13 protein-coding genes are annotated in these 18577 nt (G+C 66.7%); 6 read left to right on the top strand and 7 right to left on the bottom strand.

Going from position 1 to position 18577, the window contains the following annotated elements; translation table 11 throughout:
- A complete protein-coding gene (locus AC1ME3_RS03655; protein WP_107954719.1) occupies positions 1-999 on the bottom strand; it encodes an LLM class flavin-dependent oxidoreductase in 999 nt (332 codons plus the stop codon).
- 195 nt (positions 1000-1194) lie between these two features.
- A complete protein-coding gene (locus tag AC1ME3_RS03650; protein ID WP_480954893.1) occupies positions 1195-3528 on the bottom strand; it encodes a S8 family peptidase in 2334 nt (777 codons plus the stop codon).
- A gap of 136 nt (positions 3529-3664) precedes the next feature.
- Here AC1ME3_RS03650 and AC1ME3_RS03645 point away from each other — a divergent pair, with 136 nt between their 5' ends.
- From AC1ME3_RS03645 to AC1ME3_RS03625, 5 genes are all read left to right on the top strand, one after another.
- A complete protein-coding gene (locus tag AC1ME3_RS03645; protein ID WP_480954892.1) occupies positions 3665-4342 on the top strand; it encodes a pyrimidine 5'-nucleotidase in 678 nt (225 codons plus the stop codon).
- Positions 4339-5157: a 2,3,4,5-tetrahydropyridine-2,6-dicarboxylate N-succinyltransferase gene (dapD, locus tag AC1ME3_RS03640; RefSeq protein ID WP_480954891.1), complete on the top strand. Its 819-nt coding sequence runs from the start codon at positions 4339-4341 to the stop codon at positions 5155-5157. The genes AC1ME3_RS03645 and dapD overlap by 4 nt, the downstream gene beginning before the upstream one ends.
- 61 nt (positions 5158-5218) lie before the next feature.
- Entirely contained in the window at positions 5219-6190 is a 972-nt protein-coding gene (gene glpX / locus AC1ME3_RS03635) for a class II fructose-bisphosphatase (protein WP_056065803.1), read from the top strand.
- Between the two features lie 242 nt (positions 6191-6432).
- Entirely contained in the window at positions 6433-7164 is a 732-nt protein-coding gene (locus AC1ME3_RS03630) for a CPBP family intramembrane glutamic endopeptidase (RefSeq protein ID WP_480954890.1), read from the top strand.
- 52 nt (positions 7165-7216) lie between these two features.
- The gene (locus AC1ME3_RS03625) at positions 7217-9067 is read left to right on the top strand and encodes a CocE/NonD family hydrolase (protein WP_480954889.1); all 1851 of its coding nucleotides are present in this window, start codon (positions 7217-7219) and stop codon (positions 9065-9067) included.
- Between the two features lie 136 nt (positions 9068-9203).
- On the opposite strand, the gene AC1ME3_RS03620 is transcribed toward AC1ME3_RS03625, so the two are convergent.
- From AC1ME3_RS03620 to AC1ME3_RS03600, 5 genes are all read right to left on the bottom strand, one after another.
- A complete protein-coding gene (locus AC1ME3_RS03620) occupies positions 9204-9965 on the bottom strand; it encodes an ABC transporter permease (RefSeq protein ID WP_480954888.1) in 762 nt (253 codons plus the stop codon).
- Positions 9962-10891: an ABC transporter ATP-binding protein gene (locus tag AC1ME3_RS03615; protein ID WP_480954887.1), complete on the bottom strand. Its 930-nt coding sequence runs from the start codon at positions 10889-10891 to the stop codon at positions 9962-9964. Before AC1ME3_RS03615 ends, AC1ME3_RS03620 begins: the two co-directional genes overlap by 4 nt.
- Positions 10892-11035: 144 nt before the next feature.
- The gene (locus tag AC1ME3_RS03610; RefSeq protein WP_480954886.1) at positions 11036-11746 is read right to left on the bottom strand and encodes a DsbA family protein; all 711 of its coding nucleotides are present in this window, start codon (positions 11744-11746) and stop codon (positions 11036-11038) included.
- The gene (locus AC1ME3_RS03605; RefSeq protein WP_480954885.1) at positions 11743-13098 is read right to left on the bottom strand and encodes a M48 family metalloprotease; all 1356 of its coding nucleotides are present in this window, start codon (positions 13096-13098) and stop codon (positions 11743-11745) included. The genes AC1ME3_RS03610 and AC1ME3_RS03605 overlap by 4 nt, the downstream gene beginning before the upstream one ends.
- 574 nt (positions 13099-13672) lie before the next feature.
- Positions 13673-16639: an Rne/Rng family ribonuclease gene (locus tag AC1ME3_RS03600; RefSeq protein ID WP_480955751.1), complete on the bottom strand. Its 2967-nt coding sequence runs from the start codon at positions 16637-16639 to the stop codon at positions 13673-13675.
- 552 nt (positions 16640-17191) lie between these two features.
- Between AC1ME3_RS03600 and AC1ME3_RS03595 the strand changes: the two genes are divergently transcribed.
- Positions 17192-18433, top strand: coding sequence for an N-acetylmuramoyl-L-alanine amidase (locus AC1ME3_RS03595; protein ID WP_480954884.1), 1242 nt, complete (start codon positions 17192-17194; stop codon positions 18431-18433).
- Positions 18434-18577 lie beyond the last annotated feature (144 nt).

Raw genomic sequence — 18577 nt, 5'->3', positions numbered from 1 at the left:
TTACGCCGCGATCTTCAAGTCCTGCATCACGTCGGCAGTGATCGACAGGCTGCGCTTGCGCGCTTCGTGGTCGTAAATCGCGCTGGTTACCATGACCTCGTCGACGCCGGTCCGCTCGACGAACGCCGCGATGCCGCGGGCGACCTTGGCCGGGCTGCCGACTGCCGAGCATTGAAGCACGTGGTCGAGGATCTGGTTGCCCTGCGCGCCGAGCGACTCGCGGTAGCCGGCGAGGGGCGGCTTCATCTTGCCGGGGTTGCCCGTGCGGAGCGCGACGAACGACTGTTGCTGCGAGGTGGCGAGCAGTTCTGCCTCCGCATCGGTCTCGGCCGCGAACACGTTGAAGCCGGCCATGACGTGTGGCTTCGACAGGCGCGCAGAAGGGCGGAAGTCACGGCGGTAGATCGCGAGCGCGGCATCGAGCGCGTCGGGCGCGAAGTGTGAGGCGAACGCGTAGGGCAGGCCGAGTGCCGCCGCCAGCTGCGCGCCGAACGTGCTGGAGCCGAGGATCCACATCTCGACGTCCGCGCCTGCGCCCGGGGTCGCGACGATGCCGGTCTGGCCATCGTTGGCGAAGTAGCTCTGGAGCTCCATGACGTCTTGCGGGAAGGCGTTGGCGTCTGTCTCGAGCGTGCGGCGCATTGCGCGCGCGACGCGCTGGTCGGAACCGGGTGCGCGGCCGAGGCCCAGGTCGATGCGGCCGGGGAACAAGGCGTCGAGCGTACCGAACTGTTCGGCGATCGTCAGCGGCGCGTGATTGGGGAGCATGATGCCGCCCGAGCCTACGCGGATGGTCTTCGTAGCGGCAGCGATGTGCGCGATCACGACGGCGGTCGCGGCTGATGCGATGCCGGTCATGCCGTGATGCTCGGCAACCCAGTAGCGCTGGAACCCGACGCTCTCGGCGTGCCGCGCGAGGTCGGCCGCGTTGGCGAGAGATTGGGAGACGGTGCCGCCTTCGATGACGGGGACCAGATCGAGCAGGGAATAGCGTGTCATGCGGCAGAGATAGGTACCGACCGGTAGCTTATCCAGTGTTTTGACGAATTGACCCGTAATCCTCCCCCGCAAGGGGGAGGTGGCGCCGAAGGCGACGGAGGGGGGGGACACGGAGCAGATGTTTCGCTTGCCTCCCCCTCCGTCTGGCAAGAGCCAGCCACCTCCCCCTTGCGGGGGAGGATGAGGGGTCGGCTCTCAGAACCCCAGGCTGTACCGCATCGCCATGCCGTAGTCGTTGGGGAGCGCGGCGAAGTTGCCGGGGTCGCGGCGGTAGAACAGGTTGGTGTCTAGGCCACCGCCGAATGCGCGGACGCCGTAGCGCATCTCGACATCGAGTTCGCGGCCTTGCGGGGCGAGGTTGAGGCGTTGCGTGGTCCAGTCGGTGACGGTGTTGCTGGCATAGTCGAAATAGGTCGGGAGGCCGAGGTCGATCCCGCCGCGCGCTACGCGCAACGGTTGTGCGACGCGGAGGCCGAGCGTGTCGTGACCGAACACGCCGTCCTTGCCGATGTCGGCCGCGAACGCATTGGTGCGGACGAGGCCGTCGCCGCTGAGACCGCCGCGGACGGCGGCGCGGGTCCAGCCCTGGCGCATCGAACCGCCGATGCTCCAGCCGCTACCTGCATCGAACCGCGCCTTGGTATCGACGAACCACGATGCCGCGCGTGTCGCGCCGAGCGCGGCGTCGAACCGCGCGCCGAGGACGGTGTCGCGCTCGTCCATGCGGATGGCCGCGACCATCGTCGACAGCGCGCCGAAGCGTCGGTCGACTGCAAGCGATACCCGGTTGTAGCCGGAGCGCTGCCATCGGTCGCGCAGGCGGAGGTCGCTGTCGCGTTGCGTCAGGACGTCGCCATTCTCGATGCCCGCGGTGAAGCCGAACCCACCGACGCTCTGCCGCATCGCGCTGGAGGCCCGGATGCTGCTGTCGAAGCCCATGCCGCCGGTGTTGGCGATGAGGAAGGCGGGTTCGGACTGGCCGGAAAGCTGTGCACTGAGCGCGCCCGATCCTTGTGCAAAGCCGAAGCCGAACGACAGCGTGCTGCCGAGCTTCTGCGTCACCATTCCAGCGATCGCGCGCGCGCTGGTCGCGTCGGCGGTGGAGAGCGAGGTGCGATCGAGCGCGACGTCGCCGTTCGGGCGTGGGGCGAGCGTCATCGATACGGTCATGTTGCCTTGCGCCAATGCGACCGTGCGGAATCGCGACTGGAGCGCGCCACCGAGCGAGCGTTCCGGGCTGCGGCGGGCGATCGTCTTGGCGAGGTCGATCGCGAACGCGCGGCTGTAGCCGTCGAGAATTACCGCGCCGAGTTCGCCTTGGGTCGCGTCGCCCATCGGCGCGGACAGGCTGGCGTTGCCGCTCATCGAGACGACCGCTTTCGATCCCGCGATCGAGGTCGTGCCGAGCGGCTGGAATGCGCGCGTCAGATCGAGCACACCATTGCCGTAGACCGCGTCGACTCCGGGCGCGCCGACATCGCGTGCGCTTCGAAACAGGATGTCGACGATCTGCGCGCCGGTCAGGTTGGGGAAGGCCTGGGCGAGCAACGCCACCGCGCCGGAAATCTGCGGCGCGGCGAACGACGTGCCCGACCAGAGATAGGCGGTGTCGGTCGCGTCGGGCGCACGGACGCTTTCGCCGACCGCGGTGAGGAAATGCGCAGCGCCGGTTCCCGCGCGGTCGCTGAAGGTGGATATCCCGTCGCTGGCGCCGACCGAACCGGCGATGATCACTTGGTTGCGGCCCTGCGCTTCGCCTGCGACGTTGGTGAACGGATCGGGATTGACCGAACCGTCATTGCCCGCGGCGATCACGACGACCAGCCCGGCGGCAGTCGCGCGGCCGATCGCGTCTTTCAGGCTCTGCGGCATTTCGGAGCCGCCAAGCGAGATGTTGACGACCTTCGCGCCTGCCGTGCGTGCCGCGTCGAGCCCGCGCGTGATCGCGTCGGTGCCGAACTTGCAGCCCGAATCCTCGTCGTCCTTGCTCGCGGTAGCGCAGGTGCCGGGGCGGTCGGCGCGCAGGACGATCAGGGTCGCATCGAACGCCACGCCGTGCGAGCCCGCGCCATTCCTCCGGCCCGCCAGGGTGAAAGCGACCGCGGTGCCATGGCCGCCTTCGTCGTCGATCGAGCTATTGCCGGCGACATCCTGCGAGGCGGACGAGACGCGGGTGCCGAATTCCTGGCTTTGCAGGTCGATACCGCTGTCAATCACGCCGACGCCGATCCCCTTGCCGGTCGCGCCGACGTTGTACGCGGCCAGAGCGTTCATCGAGACCGCGCCGACGGTCGCGCGATATTCGCTGGTGTCGTTGCTGGACGGTGTCGGGGTCGGGGTCGGGGTCGGCGCGGGAGTCGGAGCAGGGGTGGGCGCTGGTGTTGGAAGCGGTGTCGGCGTCGGGGTGGAAACCGTGGGAGGGGCCGGCGTGCTGTTGACGCCGCCACCACCGCCGCCTCCACAGGCGGCGAGCAGCAGGCCGCTTGCCACCGCCGCCGTTCTCAGCAGCCCCGCCTTCGTGCCGCGCATGCATCCCGCCCTTTTGTGATTTTCCGTAACATACTGGAATGCAAAGCCTTACGCGATCGTAAACATCGGTCCTGAAGGTCGTCAGTGTAGCACCCCGCTTGTCGCCGCGTGTCGCGGTCCGTAGAGGTTCCGGCCGATGCTTACCCGCCTTGACCCCCGCCTCGACCATATCCGCAACTGGATATTCGATCTCGACAACACGCTGTATCCGGCGAGCGCGGACCTGTTCGCGCAGGTCGACGCGCGGATGACCGGGTTCATCCAGGACCTGCTCGGGCTCGAGCATGACGAGGCGCGGCGCGTGCAGAAGGGGTATTTCCACAATCACGGCACGACGCTGTCGGGGCTGATGGCCGAGCACCACGTCGATCCGCACGCGTTCCTGGCGCATGTCCACGACATCGAGATGGACGTGATCGAGCACGACGCGCCGCTGGTCGCCGCGATCGCCAAGCTGCCGGGGCGCAAGCTGGTCTTCACGAATGGCGACAAGCCCTACGCGCTGAAGATTCTCGACCGGCTCGGGCTCGGCGAGAGCTTCGAGGCGATCCACGACATCCACGCGATGAACCTGATGCCGAAGCCGCATGCATCCGCCTATGCAGGGTTCTGCGCGGCGTTCGACATCGATCCGCGGGAGTCGCTGTTCGCCGACGACATGGCGCGCAACCTGACGCCGGCCAAGGCGATCGGGATGACCACCGTGTGGATCGACAACGGCTCCGAACAGTCGCCCGACGCGGCGCGCGATCACATCGATTTCACCGTGCCGGTGCTTGCGCCGTGGCTCGAAACCATCCTGGAGACATCATGACCTTGCAGACCATCATCGACGCCGCCTGGGACGACCGCGCGAACCTGGGCCTCGATACCAAGGGCGAGGTTCGCGACGCCGTCGAGTCCGCGCTGGCGATGCTGGACGCAGGGACCGCGCGCGTTGCCGAGCCGACCGCTGATGGCTGGCAGGTCAACCAGTGGTTGAAGAAGGCGGTGCTGCTCTCGTTCCGGCTCAACGACAACGTCGTGATCGACGGCGGTTCGGCGGGGTCCCCGGGGTTCGACAAGGTGCCGTCGAAGTTCTCGAGCTGGGGTGAAGCCGAGTTCCGATCGGCTGGCATCCGCGTCGTTCCTGGCGCGGTCGCGCGGCGCGGCAGCTTCATCGCCAAGGGCGCGATCCTGATGCCGAGTTTCGTCAACATCGGCGCCTATGTCGGCGAGGGGACGATGGTCGACGCCTGGGCGACGGTCGGGTCGTGCGCGCAGATCGGCAAGAACGTGCACCTTTCGGGCGGCGCCGGCATCGGTGGCGTGCTCGAGCCTTTGCAGGCGGATCCCGTCATCATCGGCGACGGCGCCTTCATTGGCGCGCGCGCGGAAGTGGCCGAGGGCGTCCGCGTCGGCGAGGGCGCGGTGCTGTCGATGGGCGTGTATCTGGGCGCGTCGACGAAGATCATCGACCGCGCGACTGGCCAAGTATTTAAGGGCGAAGTGCCGCCCTATTCCGTCGTCGTGCCGGGCTCGATCGGTGGCGGGGACGGCAAGCCGGCCCTGTACTGCGCGGTGATCGTCAAGCGTGTCGATGCGCAAACGCGTTCCAAAACCTCGATCAACGACCTGCTGAGGGACTGATCGGGTCGACAACCCGGCGGGCGCTGCCTATCCGGGTCGAAACATACCGAGGAGATAGACTTTGACCGCTGCCGCCAGCCAGGTTCTCGACCGCGTACTCGTCCTCGAAATGGTCCGCGTGACCGAGGCGGCGGCGATCGCCGCCTCCACGCTCGTCGGGCGCGGCGACGAGAAGGCGGCGGATGCAGCGGCGGTCGAGGCGATGCGCGAGGCGCTCAACTCGCTGTACATGGACGGCACCGTCGTGATCGGCGAGGGCGAGCGCGACGAAGCCCCGATGCTGTTCATCGGCGAGAAGGTCGGCTCGGCGATCGGCAAGGGCCCGAAGATCGACATCGCGCTTGATCCCCTGGAGGGCACGACGATCTGCGCGACCGCGGGGCCGAACAGCCTCGCCGTGCTGGCGATCGCCGAAGAGGGCGGGCTGCTCAACGCGCCCGACGTCTACATGGACAAGATCGCGGTCGGGCCGGGTTATCCCGAGGGGATCATCGATCTCGACAAGACGCCGACCGAGAACATCAACGCTGTCGCCGCCGCCAAGGGCGTTCCGGCGCGCGACCTGATCGTGTGCGTGCTGGACCGGCCGCGTCACGAGGCGCTGATCGCCGAACTGCGCCAGGTAGGTTGCGGGATCATGCTGATCGGTGACGGCGACGTTGCCGGCGTGATCGCGACGTCGGATCCCGAGACGACCGTCGACGTGTACATGGGCTCCGGCGGCGCGCCCGAGGGCGTGCTGGCGTGTGCGGCGCTGCGCTGCGTCGGTGGGCAGTTCAAGGGACGACTGCTGTTCCGGAACGATGACGAGCGTGGGCGTGCGGCGAAGTGGGGGATTACGGACCTCGACAAGCAGTATGACCTTTCGGAGCTGGCGAAGGGCGACTGCATCTTTGCGGCGACCGGGGTTACGGATGGCTCGTTGCTGGCTGGGGTGAAGCGGAAGAAGGGCAAGATGACGACGGAGAGCGTGGTGATGCGCGCGTCGTCGGGGACGGTGCGTTGGGTCAAGGGTGAGCATCGGACTGATTGATCCCCAATACCACCCCGGCGAAGGCCGGGGCCCAATTGGGAAACGTCGCTAACGGCGCGATGCCCTTCGTTACTCCGGACGTTCCAGTTGGGCCCCGGCCTCCGCCGGGGTGGAGCGCTAGGTCAGGGTGGTGAACCAACCACCATGTGTCCCCGCGAAGGCGGGGACTTAGACTTAGCTCCCGCCTTCGCGAGAGAACATAAAGGCCGAGCGGTGGAACGGAGGAGGAGCGAAGTGTCGGCATGATCCTGCCCAACGTCCTCCTCCTCGTCACGATCATGAGCCTCGTCTGGTTTCTCAAGGGCGACCTGCTCGGCTACCGCCGGATCAAGCGCCTCCCCGACACAGCCTCGCGGCAGAAGACCTACCGCCTGTGGATTGCCAAGGCCGCGATCGGCTTCGTCCTGCCGGCGGTGATCGGACTGGCCCTGCTCGGCCGCCTCGACGCGCTCGTCACCGTCCCGCCCGAGTTCGATGACCTCCGCACGCTCCTCCCCAGCTTCGAAGGCTACAGCCGCGTGGAACTGCTCGGCATGATCGGCGGCAGTGCGCTGGGTGGCCTGATCATCGGCGCGGTGCTCGCGACGCGGCGTAACTGGCGCATCCTCAAGACGATCGGCAATGTCGGCTCGCTGCTGCCGCGTAATCGGCCGGAGATCGCGCATGCCGCCGCCATGTCGATCGCGGCGGGCATCTCCGAGGAACTCGCCTTCCGCCTGTTCCTGCCACTGCTGGTCGCGCTCGTATCCGGTAGCGCGTTCGTCGCGTTCGGCGTCGCCGTGGCGGCGTTCGGCGCGATGCATCTGTATCAGGGGCGGGCGGGCGTGATCGCGACCACGCTCGTCGGCGCGCTGATGGCGGCGGTGTATCTGATGACCGGGGAGCTGTGGCTGGCGATGCTCCTGCACGCGCTGATCGATCTCAACTCGCTGGTATTGCGCCCAATACTGACCGGAGTATGGCGCGCGGCTTGACTTCGCAGCCGTGGGTTCGTCCAATCGTGGCACGGTCCACGAAGGGAATTCCATGTCGCGTAACGCTTTCCTGCTCGCGCTTGCAGTCACCGCAGCCGTCCCGGCCGCCACGCTCGCGCAGCCCGTACCGCAAACCGCGACCCAATCCCCCTTTACGTTCGAAGAGGTAATGGTGCCGATGCGCGACGGGGCGAAGTTGCAGACGGTCATCATGCGGCCGCGCGGCATGACCGGGCCGCTGCCGATCCTGCTCCAGCGAACGCCCTACGGCGTGCCCGATGCGCCGTTTCCCACCGCCGATCGCTTCGCGCCGTTGATGAAGGACGGCTATGTCTTCGTCTTCCAGTCGATGCGCGGGCGGTTCAAGTCGGACGGGGTGTTCACGCTCTCGACCGCGGTGCATCCAAACGATCGAAAAGCGGTCGACGAGGCTACGGACGCCTACGACACGGTCGGCTGGCTGGTGAAGAACGTCCCGGCCAACAGTGGCAAGGTCGGCATGTGGGGCGTGTCATACCCTGGCTTCGCTGCCGCAGTGGCGCTGGCGAACCCGCATCCCGCGTTAAAGGCGGTGTCTCCGCAGGCGGCGTGGATCGATTACTGGCAGTCGGACGACCTGCACCGCAACGGCGCGCTGCGGTTGAGCTATGCGACCGACTGGGTGTCGTCGCTGCAACTCGACAAGACGAAGAATTCCGACTTCGCGTATCCGAGCGATACCTACGACTATTTCCTGAAGGTCGGCTCGGCGGAGGCGATCGACCGGAATGTCTTCAAGGGGCGGGTGCCGATGTTCACGTCGCTGCTCGATCACCCCAATCATGATACGTTCTATACTGCGCAACGCTGGACCGATGCGCTCGGCAAGACGACCGTGCCGACGCTGAACGTCGCCGGGTTCTGGGATCAGGAGGATCCCTGGGGATCATGGCAGATCTACGCCAAGCAGAAGCGCAACGATCCGAACCACCTCGCGCAGATGGTGGCGGGGCCGTGGCGGCATGGCGGGTGGCAGGGCGTGGCGGATCATCTCGGGCCGATCCCACTCGGGACGGCGAGCGGCACGCAGTTCCAGGAGCAGATCCAGGCGCCGTTCTTCGCATACTGGCTGCACGGCAAGGGCCCGCGGCCGGACTTTGCGGCGAAGATGTTCCAGTCGGGGTCGAACGTGTGGAAGACCTATGCCGCCTGGCCTCCGACGGGCGCGAAGGCGACCGAGCTGTATTTGCATGCGGACGGCAGCCTGTCGTTCACCGCTCCGGTCGCGGGCGAGGGGTGCCGCGACTACGTGTCCGATCCGGCGAACCCGGTGCCGTTCCGCCGGCGACCGATGTCTGCGACCTATGCCAGCCCGGACTGGGCGTGGTGGGAGGCGGACGACCAGCGCTTCGTCGATCACCGGCCCGATGTGCTGGGGTATGTGTCGGAGCCACTGGCCGCGGACCTGACCGTGACGGGGGCGCTGTCGGCGACGTTGCAGGCGTCGACCAGCGGGACGGACAGCGATTTCGTGGTGAAGCTGATCGACGTGCTGCCCGACGATACCGAGGCGTTCGACAAATCTCAGGCCCGGCCTGGCGATTACGCGAAGACGTTGAACGGCTATCAGTTGCCGATCGCGATGGAGGTGCGGCGCGGACGCTTCCTCGCGAGCGATACGGCGCCGCAGCCGTTGGTACCGGGGAAGGTCGTCGCGTGGGACGTGCCGCTGCGTGACCATGACCATGTGTTCAAGGCGGAGCACCGGATCATGGTGCAGATCCAGTCGAGCTGGTTCCCGATGATCGACCGCAACCCGCAGTCGTTCGTGCCGAACATCGGGCGGGCTAAACCGGGCGATTACGTGAAGGCGACGCAGAAGATCTGTGCGGGATCACGGATCACGTTGCCGGTTATGCGCTAGGGTTTGCGGAACGTTGCCCACCCCGGCGGAGGCCGGGGCCCAGTTGGAAAGGTCGAGGTAACGGAGCGCGGTCCTTCGTAACTACCGTCCCCCAACTGGGCCCCGGCCTCCGCCGGGGTGGTGCATCTCTATCTCGTCAGTTCTTCATTCGCCAACCGGTCTTGAAGATCCACGCGATCGCGATCAGGCACACCGCTAGGAAGCCCGCTGTCACCGCGAGGCTTACCCCGACTGCAACGTCGCCGACCCCGAAGAAGCTCCAGCGGAAGCCGCTCACCAGGTAGACGACCGGGTTGAACAGGCTGAACGTGCGCCAGGGCTGGGGCAGCATGTCGATCGAGTAGAACGCGCCGCCGAGGAACGTCAGCGGGGTGATCAGCAGCGCGGGGACGAAGTTCAGCTGCTCGAAGCCGTTGGCCCAGACGCCGATGATAAACCCGAACAGGCTGAACGCGACCGCGGTGAGGATCAGGAACGCGATCATCGCGAACGGGTGTTCGATCCGTAGCGGCACGAAGAACGAGGCGGTCGCGAGGATGATCAGCCCGAGGATCACCGACTTGGTGGTCGCCGCGCCGACATAGCCGATCACCATCTCCATCGCCGAGACGGGTGCCGACAACAGCTCGTAGATCGTCCCGGTGAACTTCGGGAAGTAGATCCCGATCGATGCGTTCGAGATGCTCTGCGTGAGTAGCGACAGCATGATCAGGCCGGGGACGATGAAGCTGCCATAGGCTACTCCACCGACCTGCTGCATCCGGCTGCCGATCGCACCGCCGAAGACGATGAAGTACAGTGAGGTGGTCAGGACGGGGGTGACTAGGCTTTGCCAAAGGGTGCGCAAAGCGCGCGCCATTTCGAAGCGGTAGATCGCCCAGATGCCGTGCGTGTTCATGCGTGTTCTCCGACGAGATCGACGAAGATGTCTTCGAGGCTCGATTTGCTGGTTTCGAGATCCTTGAAGCCGATGCCGAGCTCGCTGAGTTTGCGCAGCAGCGACGGGATTCCGGTGTGGTCGGCCTGCGCGTCGAACACGTAGCGCAGGCGTTTGCCGTCGTCTTCCAGCGAGACGTCCCAGTCGGCGAGTTCCGGGGGCAGCGCCGTCATCGGGTCCTGGAGCGCGATGTCGAGTTCGCGCTTGCCGAGCTTCTTCATCAGCGACGCCTTGTCGTCGACGAGGAGCAGCTTGCCCTTGTTGATGACGCCGACGCGGTCGGCCATTTCCTCGGCTTCCTCGATGTAATGCGTCGTCAGGATGATCGTCGTGCCGCCTTCGCGCAGGCGGTGGACGAGCTTCCACATGTCGCGGCGGAGCGCCACGTCGACGCCCGCGGTGGGTTCGTCGAGGAACAGGATCTCGGGTTCGTGCGCGAGTGCCTTGGCGATCAGCACGCGGCGCTTCATGCCGCCGGAGAGTTCGCGGATTTTCGCGTCGCGCTTGTCCCAGAGCGAGAGGTCGCGGAGCACCTGTTCGATGTACGCGCTGTGGCCCGAGCGGCCGAACAAGCGACGGCTGAAGGTGACGGTGGCGAGTACCGTCTCGAACATGTCGACGTTGAGTTCCTGCGGCACCAGACCGATGCGGCTGCGCGCCTGCTTATAGTCGCGGATCGCGTCGTAGCCGGCGACCTTGATCGTGCCGGCGGACGGCGTGACGATACCGCAGATTATGCTGATCAGCGTCGTCTTGCCCGCGCCGTTGGGACCGAGGAGGGCGAAGATCTCGCCCTTTTGGATATCTAGGTCGACGGGGTGGAGGGCGGTGGTGCCGCTCTTGTAGGTCTTGGTGACGCCCGCGATGGACAGGATCGGTTCGGTCATTGGCACCCCTTTTTGTGAGGGGAAGATGGGGGTGGGGAGGGGGGAAAGTAAGGGCTCCCGCCCTGTTCTCCTGCGAACGCAGGAGCCCAAGATACCGGGCGTCGCGCTTTGTAACCCTGGGCTCCTGCGTTCGCAGGAGAACGGTTAGCCGGCCCTTGCCGCCGCTACGGCTTTTTGCAGGTCTTCGAGCGGCAACGCGCCGGACAGGACTCGGTCGCCGACCACCCAGCTTGGCGTGCCGGTCATGCCGAGCTTGGCGGCGGTTTCCATGTTCTTCGCTATTTCGGCGTCGGCGGTTTTGGTGAAGTTTGTTTGGGTGGTGTCTACGCCGGCCTTGCTCGCAGCCGCGGCGATCGAGGCGTCGCTGACGGGGCCGGCGGCGTAGAGCGCGTCGTGGAAGGTGGCGAACTTGCCCTGTTGTGCGGCCGCCAGGCTCGCGCGCGCGGCGATGCGGCTTTCGGCGCTGAGGATCGGGAGTTCGCGGAAAACCACGCGGACCTTGGCATCGGAGGCGATCAGCTTGGCGATCATCGGCAGGCTCGCGCGGCAATAGCCGCAATTGTAATCGAAATACTCAACCAGCGTGACGTCGCCCTTGGGGTTGCCGGCCCAGGCGCTGCCGAACGGCGTGACGATCGCGTCGCGGTTCGCGGTGACGGTCTTGCCGGACTCGCGATCGCGCAGTTTCTCCATCGCCTCGGGGAGGATCTCGGGGTGCGCCAAGACATAGTCGTGGACGATCGATTCGACCTGCGCGCGCTCGACGCCGCCGCCTTGGCGATCATAGCCCCAGACCGCGAGGCCTCCAATGACGGCGCCCGCGACGGCAATTGCCGGGAATGTAAGTTTGCTCATTTGCGGCGCTTATACTGCTTGGGATTGTCGTCCATCTCGTTCTGCGCGGCCATCGCGATATCCTGCGCGCGGATCCAGTCGGTGGTGTTCGCGGGGATGTTCGCCAGCGCATATTGCGCGCTCGCCGAGGCGGTCCGCATGTCGCCGCCCATGCTCGCGCGCTCGGCGGTGGCGAGCGCGGCGCGTGCGGTGTCGCCGGTCAGTTCGTAGACGGTGCCGAGTTGCATCCAGGCGAACGGGTTCTGGTCGTCGCGACCGACCGCGGTGCGCAGGACCCTGGTGGCCTCGGGGTAGTTCGCCTTGTTCTCGGTCGCGATCAGCGCGTGGCCGAAGGTGGTGGCGATCAATGGGTTGTTGCGCGAACCTTCGGTGGCTTCGCGTAGGGGAACGAGCGACTCGGTCGGCTTGCCCGCCTCGAGGAGAATCTGCCCCTTGATCTCGAGGAAATACGGGTCGGTGGGTTCGGCCTTTACCAATGCGTTGGCTTCGGCGTCGGCTTTTTCGGGGTAGCCGGCTTTGTGGTACGCGTAGGCGCGGGCGTAGTGGGCGTAGATCGACTGGTTGCTGGGTGGGTAGGCTTGCAGCGTCTGGTCGGCGGGCATGACGTAGCCGGCGAGCTTGGCCTTCACGCGGCGGAAGCGTTCCTCCAGCGCGGCGTCGGGCTTGTTGGCCCAGGCGGGCGAGGCTTGCAGGTCGGCGGTGAGCGTCGCGACGCGTTCGCCGGAGAGCGGATGCGACTGCATGAAGGGATCGATGTTGGCGGTGCCGAAGCGGTATTCCTGCTGCTGCAATTTCTTGAAGAAGCTCAGCATCCCGCGGCCGGAGACGTTGGCCTCGCGGAGGAATTTCGCGCCGGTGGCGTCTGCAGTCGATTCCTGGACGCGGCTGAACGAGAGGTAGCTGCCCATCGCCGCCTGCTGGCCCGCGGCCATGATGCCGGCGCCTGCTTCGCCGCTGCCGGCCGCCATCGCGGCGAGGCCGAGGACCATCGAGAGCAGGTACATGCCCATTGCCGGCTTGGTGCCGCGGTCGGCGAGGACGACGTGGCCGTCGGCGATGTGGCCGAGCTCATGCGCGATGACGCCCTGGACTTCGTTGGCATTGTCGACGGCCTGGATGAGGCCTGAGTGGACGTAGACGGTCTGGCCGCCGGCAACGAACGCGTTGATCGACTCGTCGTTGATGAGGACGACCTTCACGTCGCGCGTTGAGAGCCCGGCCGCCTTGATCAGCGGATTGGACATCTCCGCGAACATCGTTTCGGTCTCGGCGTCGCGGAGGATCGACTGGGCCTGGAGGGGCGTCGTCCAGAGGAGGAGGGCGGTGGCTGCGGCGGCTACTAGGCGCTTCATATTACGGGGTATCGTCGATTGGGGGCGGGGGGGCAATGGTCGTGCGGTCGGGCGTGCGGTAGAGTGAAGTATAGGAAGTGCAGACGCTGGGAGCTGTTTTGCGGTTCGTTGAGAGTGTGAGTGGCATTGGGGGAGGGGAGCAGGGTTTGGGTGTGTAGGACAGGCGTTTGAGGGGGGGGGGCGCGCGCTGCTTCCTCGTGTTTGCCTGCCCTTGCGGGAGTCGGGCCGCCATGATGTGGCACCTCCCCGGCGGAGGCCGGGGTCCAGTTGGGACACGTCGCTAACTGAGGGCGGCGCTTCGTTATTACCACCTTTCCAACTGGGCCCCGGCCTTCGCCGGGGTGGTGGTTTAGGGGGGGGGCTGGGTGGTGCCTCACTAGCGGAACCCAAACACAGCATTGCTCTTCTGTCGTGTTCACCCGCGAAGGCGGGTGCCCAGTCTGGGTCCCCGCCTTCGCGGGGAAACATGCTCTTGTCGGACGGAGCGTTTCACCGGTGGCTTCGGCGCTTCCTCACAAACGAAAACGGGCGCGGCCTTTCGGTCGCGCCCGTTCTTGATGGCTAGGCTCCGGCGTTAGCCGAAGGTGCGCTGCCACCAGCCCCGGCGGGGGGCGCCGTCGGGGTCGTCGTTGGCGCCGTCGTCGGTACGGGGGGTCGCGACGTCCTGGGGCTGGACTTCGGCCTTGGGCGGGGTGGTTGCGATCGGCTCGGCGAGGGGCTCGCTGGTCGGCGCAGCGTCGCCGGCTTCGACGATCGGCGTCTTCCGCGGGCGACCGCGGGGCTTGGCGACCTTGACGGGGGCTTCCTCGACGACCGGGGCTTCGACCGCTGGGGCTTCGACCACCGCGTCCGACGCCTTGCGACGCGCACGCTTGGGCTTGGGCGCCGACGCTTCGATGGTCTCGGCGGGCGTTGCGCTCACCTCGTCCATCGTCGTTTCCGCAACCGCCTCGCGACGGCGACGACCGGGCTTCGGTGCAGCCGGCTCGGCGGCGACAGGCTCCGGAGCGATCGGCGCCGGAACCACTGGCTCCGGTGCAACCGTCTCGGCGTCCGCTTCGACCGCGCGTGGCTTGCGACCACGACGCGCCTTGGGGGCTGCATCGGCCACCGCCTCGGCGATGTTCGCCGCAGCGGCTGCCGCACGGGCACGCGGACGACGGCGCATCTTCGGACCCTCGGCGACTTCCGCCACCGGGGTTTCCTCGACGACCGGCTCAAACGCGGGCTCGTACGGGGGCTCGGCATAGGTCGACTCGACCGGCTCATACGCTTCCGGCTCGGGTGCCTCGGCGATCAGCTGGGCATCATCGATGCTGCTGACGGCGACCGACTGGCCGTTCTCGGCGCCCTGCTCGTTGCGGCGACCGCCACGACGTCCCCGACGACCGCGACGACGACGACCTTCGCCCTCTGCGCCATTGGCCTGCTCGGCAGGTGCACCGGCCTCGACCATTTCGCCACCGCCGACTTCGACGATATCGCCCTCGACCTCGTCGATCTCCTCGACGTTGGTGTCGGCGTCCTCGAAATTACCGTCCTCGTTGACGCCCTCTGCTGCACCTTCCTCACCGGGACGTGCGCGACCGCGACGACCGCGGCGACGACGACGCTTCTTGCCGCCTTCACCGTCCGCATCGCGAGCCTCACGCGGCGCACGCTGCTCGCCATTGCCTTCGCGGGGCTCACGACCGCCCTCACGACGACGCGGCTGCTCGGCTTCGGCCTCCTCGACCTCTTCCTCCTCGATCTCGTCCTCGATCTCCTCGGGGAGGTCGTCCTCGTCTTCCTCGATGATCTGGACGAACTTCGGCGCGTGCGCGGGCGGCGGGCCGCTGGCCTCGACCGTCATGTGCGCGCCTTCCTCGTCCTGGCCGGGGATGATCTCGACGATCACGCCGTAGCGATCCTCGATCTCGGCGATGTCGGCACGCTTGCGGTTGAGGATGTAGACCGCCGCTTCCTGGCTCGCGCGCAGGGTGAGCAGCGAACCGCGACCGCGGGCGGCCTCGTCCTCGATGAGGCGAAGTGCGGAGATACCCGACGACGATGCGGTGCGAACGAGGCCGGTGCCTTCGCAATGCGGGCAAGCACGCGTCGACGCTTCGAGCACGCCGGTGCGCAGACGCTGGCGGCTCATTTCCATGAGGCCGAACGACGAGATGCGGCCGATCTGGATGCGCGCGCGATCGTTCTTGAGCGCCTCCTTCATCGCCTTCTCGACCTTACGGACGTTGGAATTGTTATCCATGTCGATGAAGTCGATGACGACGAGCCCGGCCATGTCGCGCAGGCGGAGCTGGCGGCCGATTTCCTGGGCTGCTTCGAGGTTGGTCGCGGTCGCGGTCTGCTCGATGCTGTGCTCGCGCGTCGAACGGCCCGAGTTGATGTCGATCGAGACGAGCGCCTCGGTCGGGTTGATGACCAGATAGCCGCCCGACTTCAGCTGGACGACGGGGTGGTACATCGCGGCAAGCTGATCCTCGACGCCGGCGCGCTGGAACAGCGGCACGGGGTCGGCGTAATGCTTGATGCGGCGCGCGTGCGTCGGCATCAGCAGGCGCATGAACTCGCGCGCCTGGCGATAGCCGCCCTCGCCCTCGACGATGACCTCTTCGATTTCCTTGTTGTAGATGTCGCGGATCGCCCGCTTGATCAGGTCGCTGTCGCCGTAGACGAGCGCGGGGGCCGACGCCTTGAGCGTGGCCTCGCGGATGCCGTCCCACAGGCGGGCGAGGTAATCGAAGTCGCGCTTGATCTCGACCTTCGAGCGCTGGAGGCCGGCGGTGCGGACGATGCAGCCCATCGATGGCGGCAACTGCATGTCGGCCATGATCGTCTTGAGGCGCTTGCGATCGCCCGCGTTGCTGATCTTCCGCGAAATGCCGCCGCCGTGCGACGTGTTCGGCATCAGCACGCAGTAGCGACCGGCGAGGCTCAGGTATGTGGTGAGCGCCGCGCCCTTGTTGCCGCGCTCCTCCTTGACGACCTGGACGAGCAGCACCTGGCGGCGATGGATTACGTCCTGGATCTTGTAGCGGCGGCGCAGGTTCATGCGACGCTCGCGCAGGTCCTCGACCGCGGCATCGTCGGCGCTCGGCTTGCGCTTGCGACGGGGTGCTTCGCCACCTTCGCCGCCTTCGAGTTCCTCAGCGACGTCGGGATCTACCCCGCCATCGTCCTCGAAGCGCTCGATGTCGTCCTCGTCGTCACCCTCGTCTTCGTCCGAGTCGTAGTCGGCGCGAAGTGCGGCTTCTTCGGCGGCGTGCTCTGCTTCCTCACGGAGCAGCGCGTCGCGATCTTCCTTGGGGATCTGGTAGTAATCGGGGTGGATCTCGCTGAACGCGAGGAAGCCGTGGCGATTGCCGCCGTAATCGATGAACGCCGCCTGGAGCGACGGCTCGACCCGCGTGACCTTGGCGAGGTAGATATTGCCCTTGAGCTGCTTGCGTTCGGCACTCTCAAAATCGAATTCCTCGATCCGGTTACCCTTGACGACTGCGATCCGGGTCTCTTCCCGGTGGCGTGCGTCGATCAGCATGCGCGTTGTCATTATAGATTCTCCGCGCGCGCGCCGGGCCTGTCGGCAGCCGTCGCGCGCTTGATGGTGGTGCGGTCGGGCACGGACGCCCGGACTCGCGGATGGTGTGCGAAACTGCCTCTGCGCGAAGTGCATGCCGCGGGAACTCTCCCTGCGGCGCCCGCACGACCGCGAGTCCGTCGGCGAAGGCCGGTCGGAGTGCGGGGCGGGGGGAATGCGTCATTCGAGCGTCAACCTGAATTGCCGCGCCGGCGAGAATCCGCTGGCGGGCGTCGAGACCGGCGCATCGCTGGTAAAATCCAGGCGACACACGGCTGTACGACAGGACTAGCACTGCATACCCGATCTCGCAACTAGCCCCGGAACCGTCGCTTTCGTGGGCGTTTCGGCTCGAAATAGGGGCAGCGAGGCGCAGACTTGCCGGGGCGGCAGAGCCTTGCCGGCAAATACATGGCAAACGGCAAATTAACCGCACTGCGCAACCGCGTCTTGTGATGCGAGGCGCTATCGCTCGCTCGCAGAGATCGGATGTATCGATCAAAGGGGTGTAGCATGGGTTTTCGCTGGACCAGCGGCAGGGCCGCACGGCAAGGACGCGAGGTGTTGACGGTCATCGCCCTCATCGCCAGCTGGCTGGCGAGCGTCCCCGCCTGGGCGGCGACCGTGCAGAGCGTCGCGATCAGGGACGGGCGGATCGTCATCCGCTTCGACGAGGCGGTCGGCGATGCCGCCAGCCGCGTGCTGACCGGACCGCGCCAGATCGCGGTCGACGTGTCGGGTGCTACGCCGGGGCGGGAGGTCATGGGGCGCGGTCTGGTGACCGGCGTCACGCAGATGCGCAGCGGGCGATCGGGGATGCGGATGGTGTTCGATCTGGCCGAGCCGGCGATCGTGACCGACGGCGGGTTCGACTCCGACGGGCGCGAGCTGACGCTGGCGTTGCGCACGGTCGATTACGATCAGTTCGCGGAGGCCGGGATCGCCGGGCCGCTGAACTTCTTCCCGTTCAATTTCGGGGCTGCGTCGCGGCCCAAGTACAAGGTCTCGGTGCCGGTGCCGCCCAAGGCGCGGGGCATGAAACTGCCGCGCGTGCAGGGCGACGATACGCGGCCGCTGGTGGTGATCGATGCGGGGCATGGTGGCGTCGATCCGGGCGCGATCGGGCCGAATGGGCTGCGCGAGAAGGACGTGACGCTGAAGGTCGCCAAGGCGATCCGCGATGAGTTGCTGGCGTCGGGGCGCGTGCGCGTGGCGCTGACGCGGAACGACGACCGCTATCTGATTCTGCGCGAGCGGTATGGGGTTGCTCGGCGGTTGAAGGGTGACCTGTTCATCTCGATCCACTGCGACAGCACGGGTTCCGAGAACGCGACCGGGGCGACGGCGTACACGTTGTCGGAGGTGGCGTCCGACAAGGAGGCGGCGCGGCTGGCGGCGCGCGAGAACAAGGCGGACGTGATCTCCGGCGTGAACCTCGGCGAGGCGCCCGCGGACGTGTCGTCGATCTTGATCGACCTGACGCAGCGCGAGACGATGAACGCCTCGGCGACCTTCGCGCGGCTGCTGGGGCGCGAGGCCAGGCCGTTGATGCCGTTGAAGGCGAACTTCCACCGGATGGCGTCGCTGATGGTGCTGAAGGCGCCGGACATGCCGTCGATCCTGTTCGAGACGGGGTATATCTCGAACCCGCAGGACGCTGCGTTCCTCGACAGCGAAGAAGGGCGGCACCGGATCGCGGAGAGCGTCACGCGGGCGGTCGAGGTCCATTTCGCGCGGCGTATGGCGGCGCGGTAGGTTTGGGGAGGGGGTGCTCGCTCCTCCTTGTTCTCCCGCGAAGGCGGGAGCCCAGTCTGGACTCCCGCCTTCGCGGGAGAACAGGCTAGTTACGGTCGATACTGTTTCCTCTGATCGCACATCATGCCACAAGTCGCCCGAATT

The organism is Sphingomonas sp. BL2, assembly GCF_056680015.1.
Note: the sequence above shows the minus strand (reverse complement) of the source record. Positions and strands in the feature narration are given on the sequence as shown.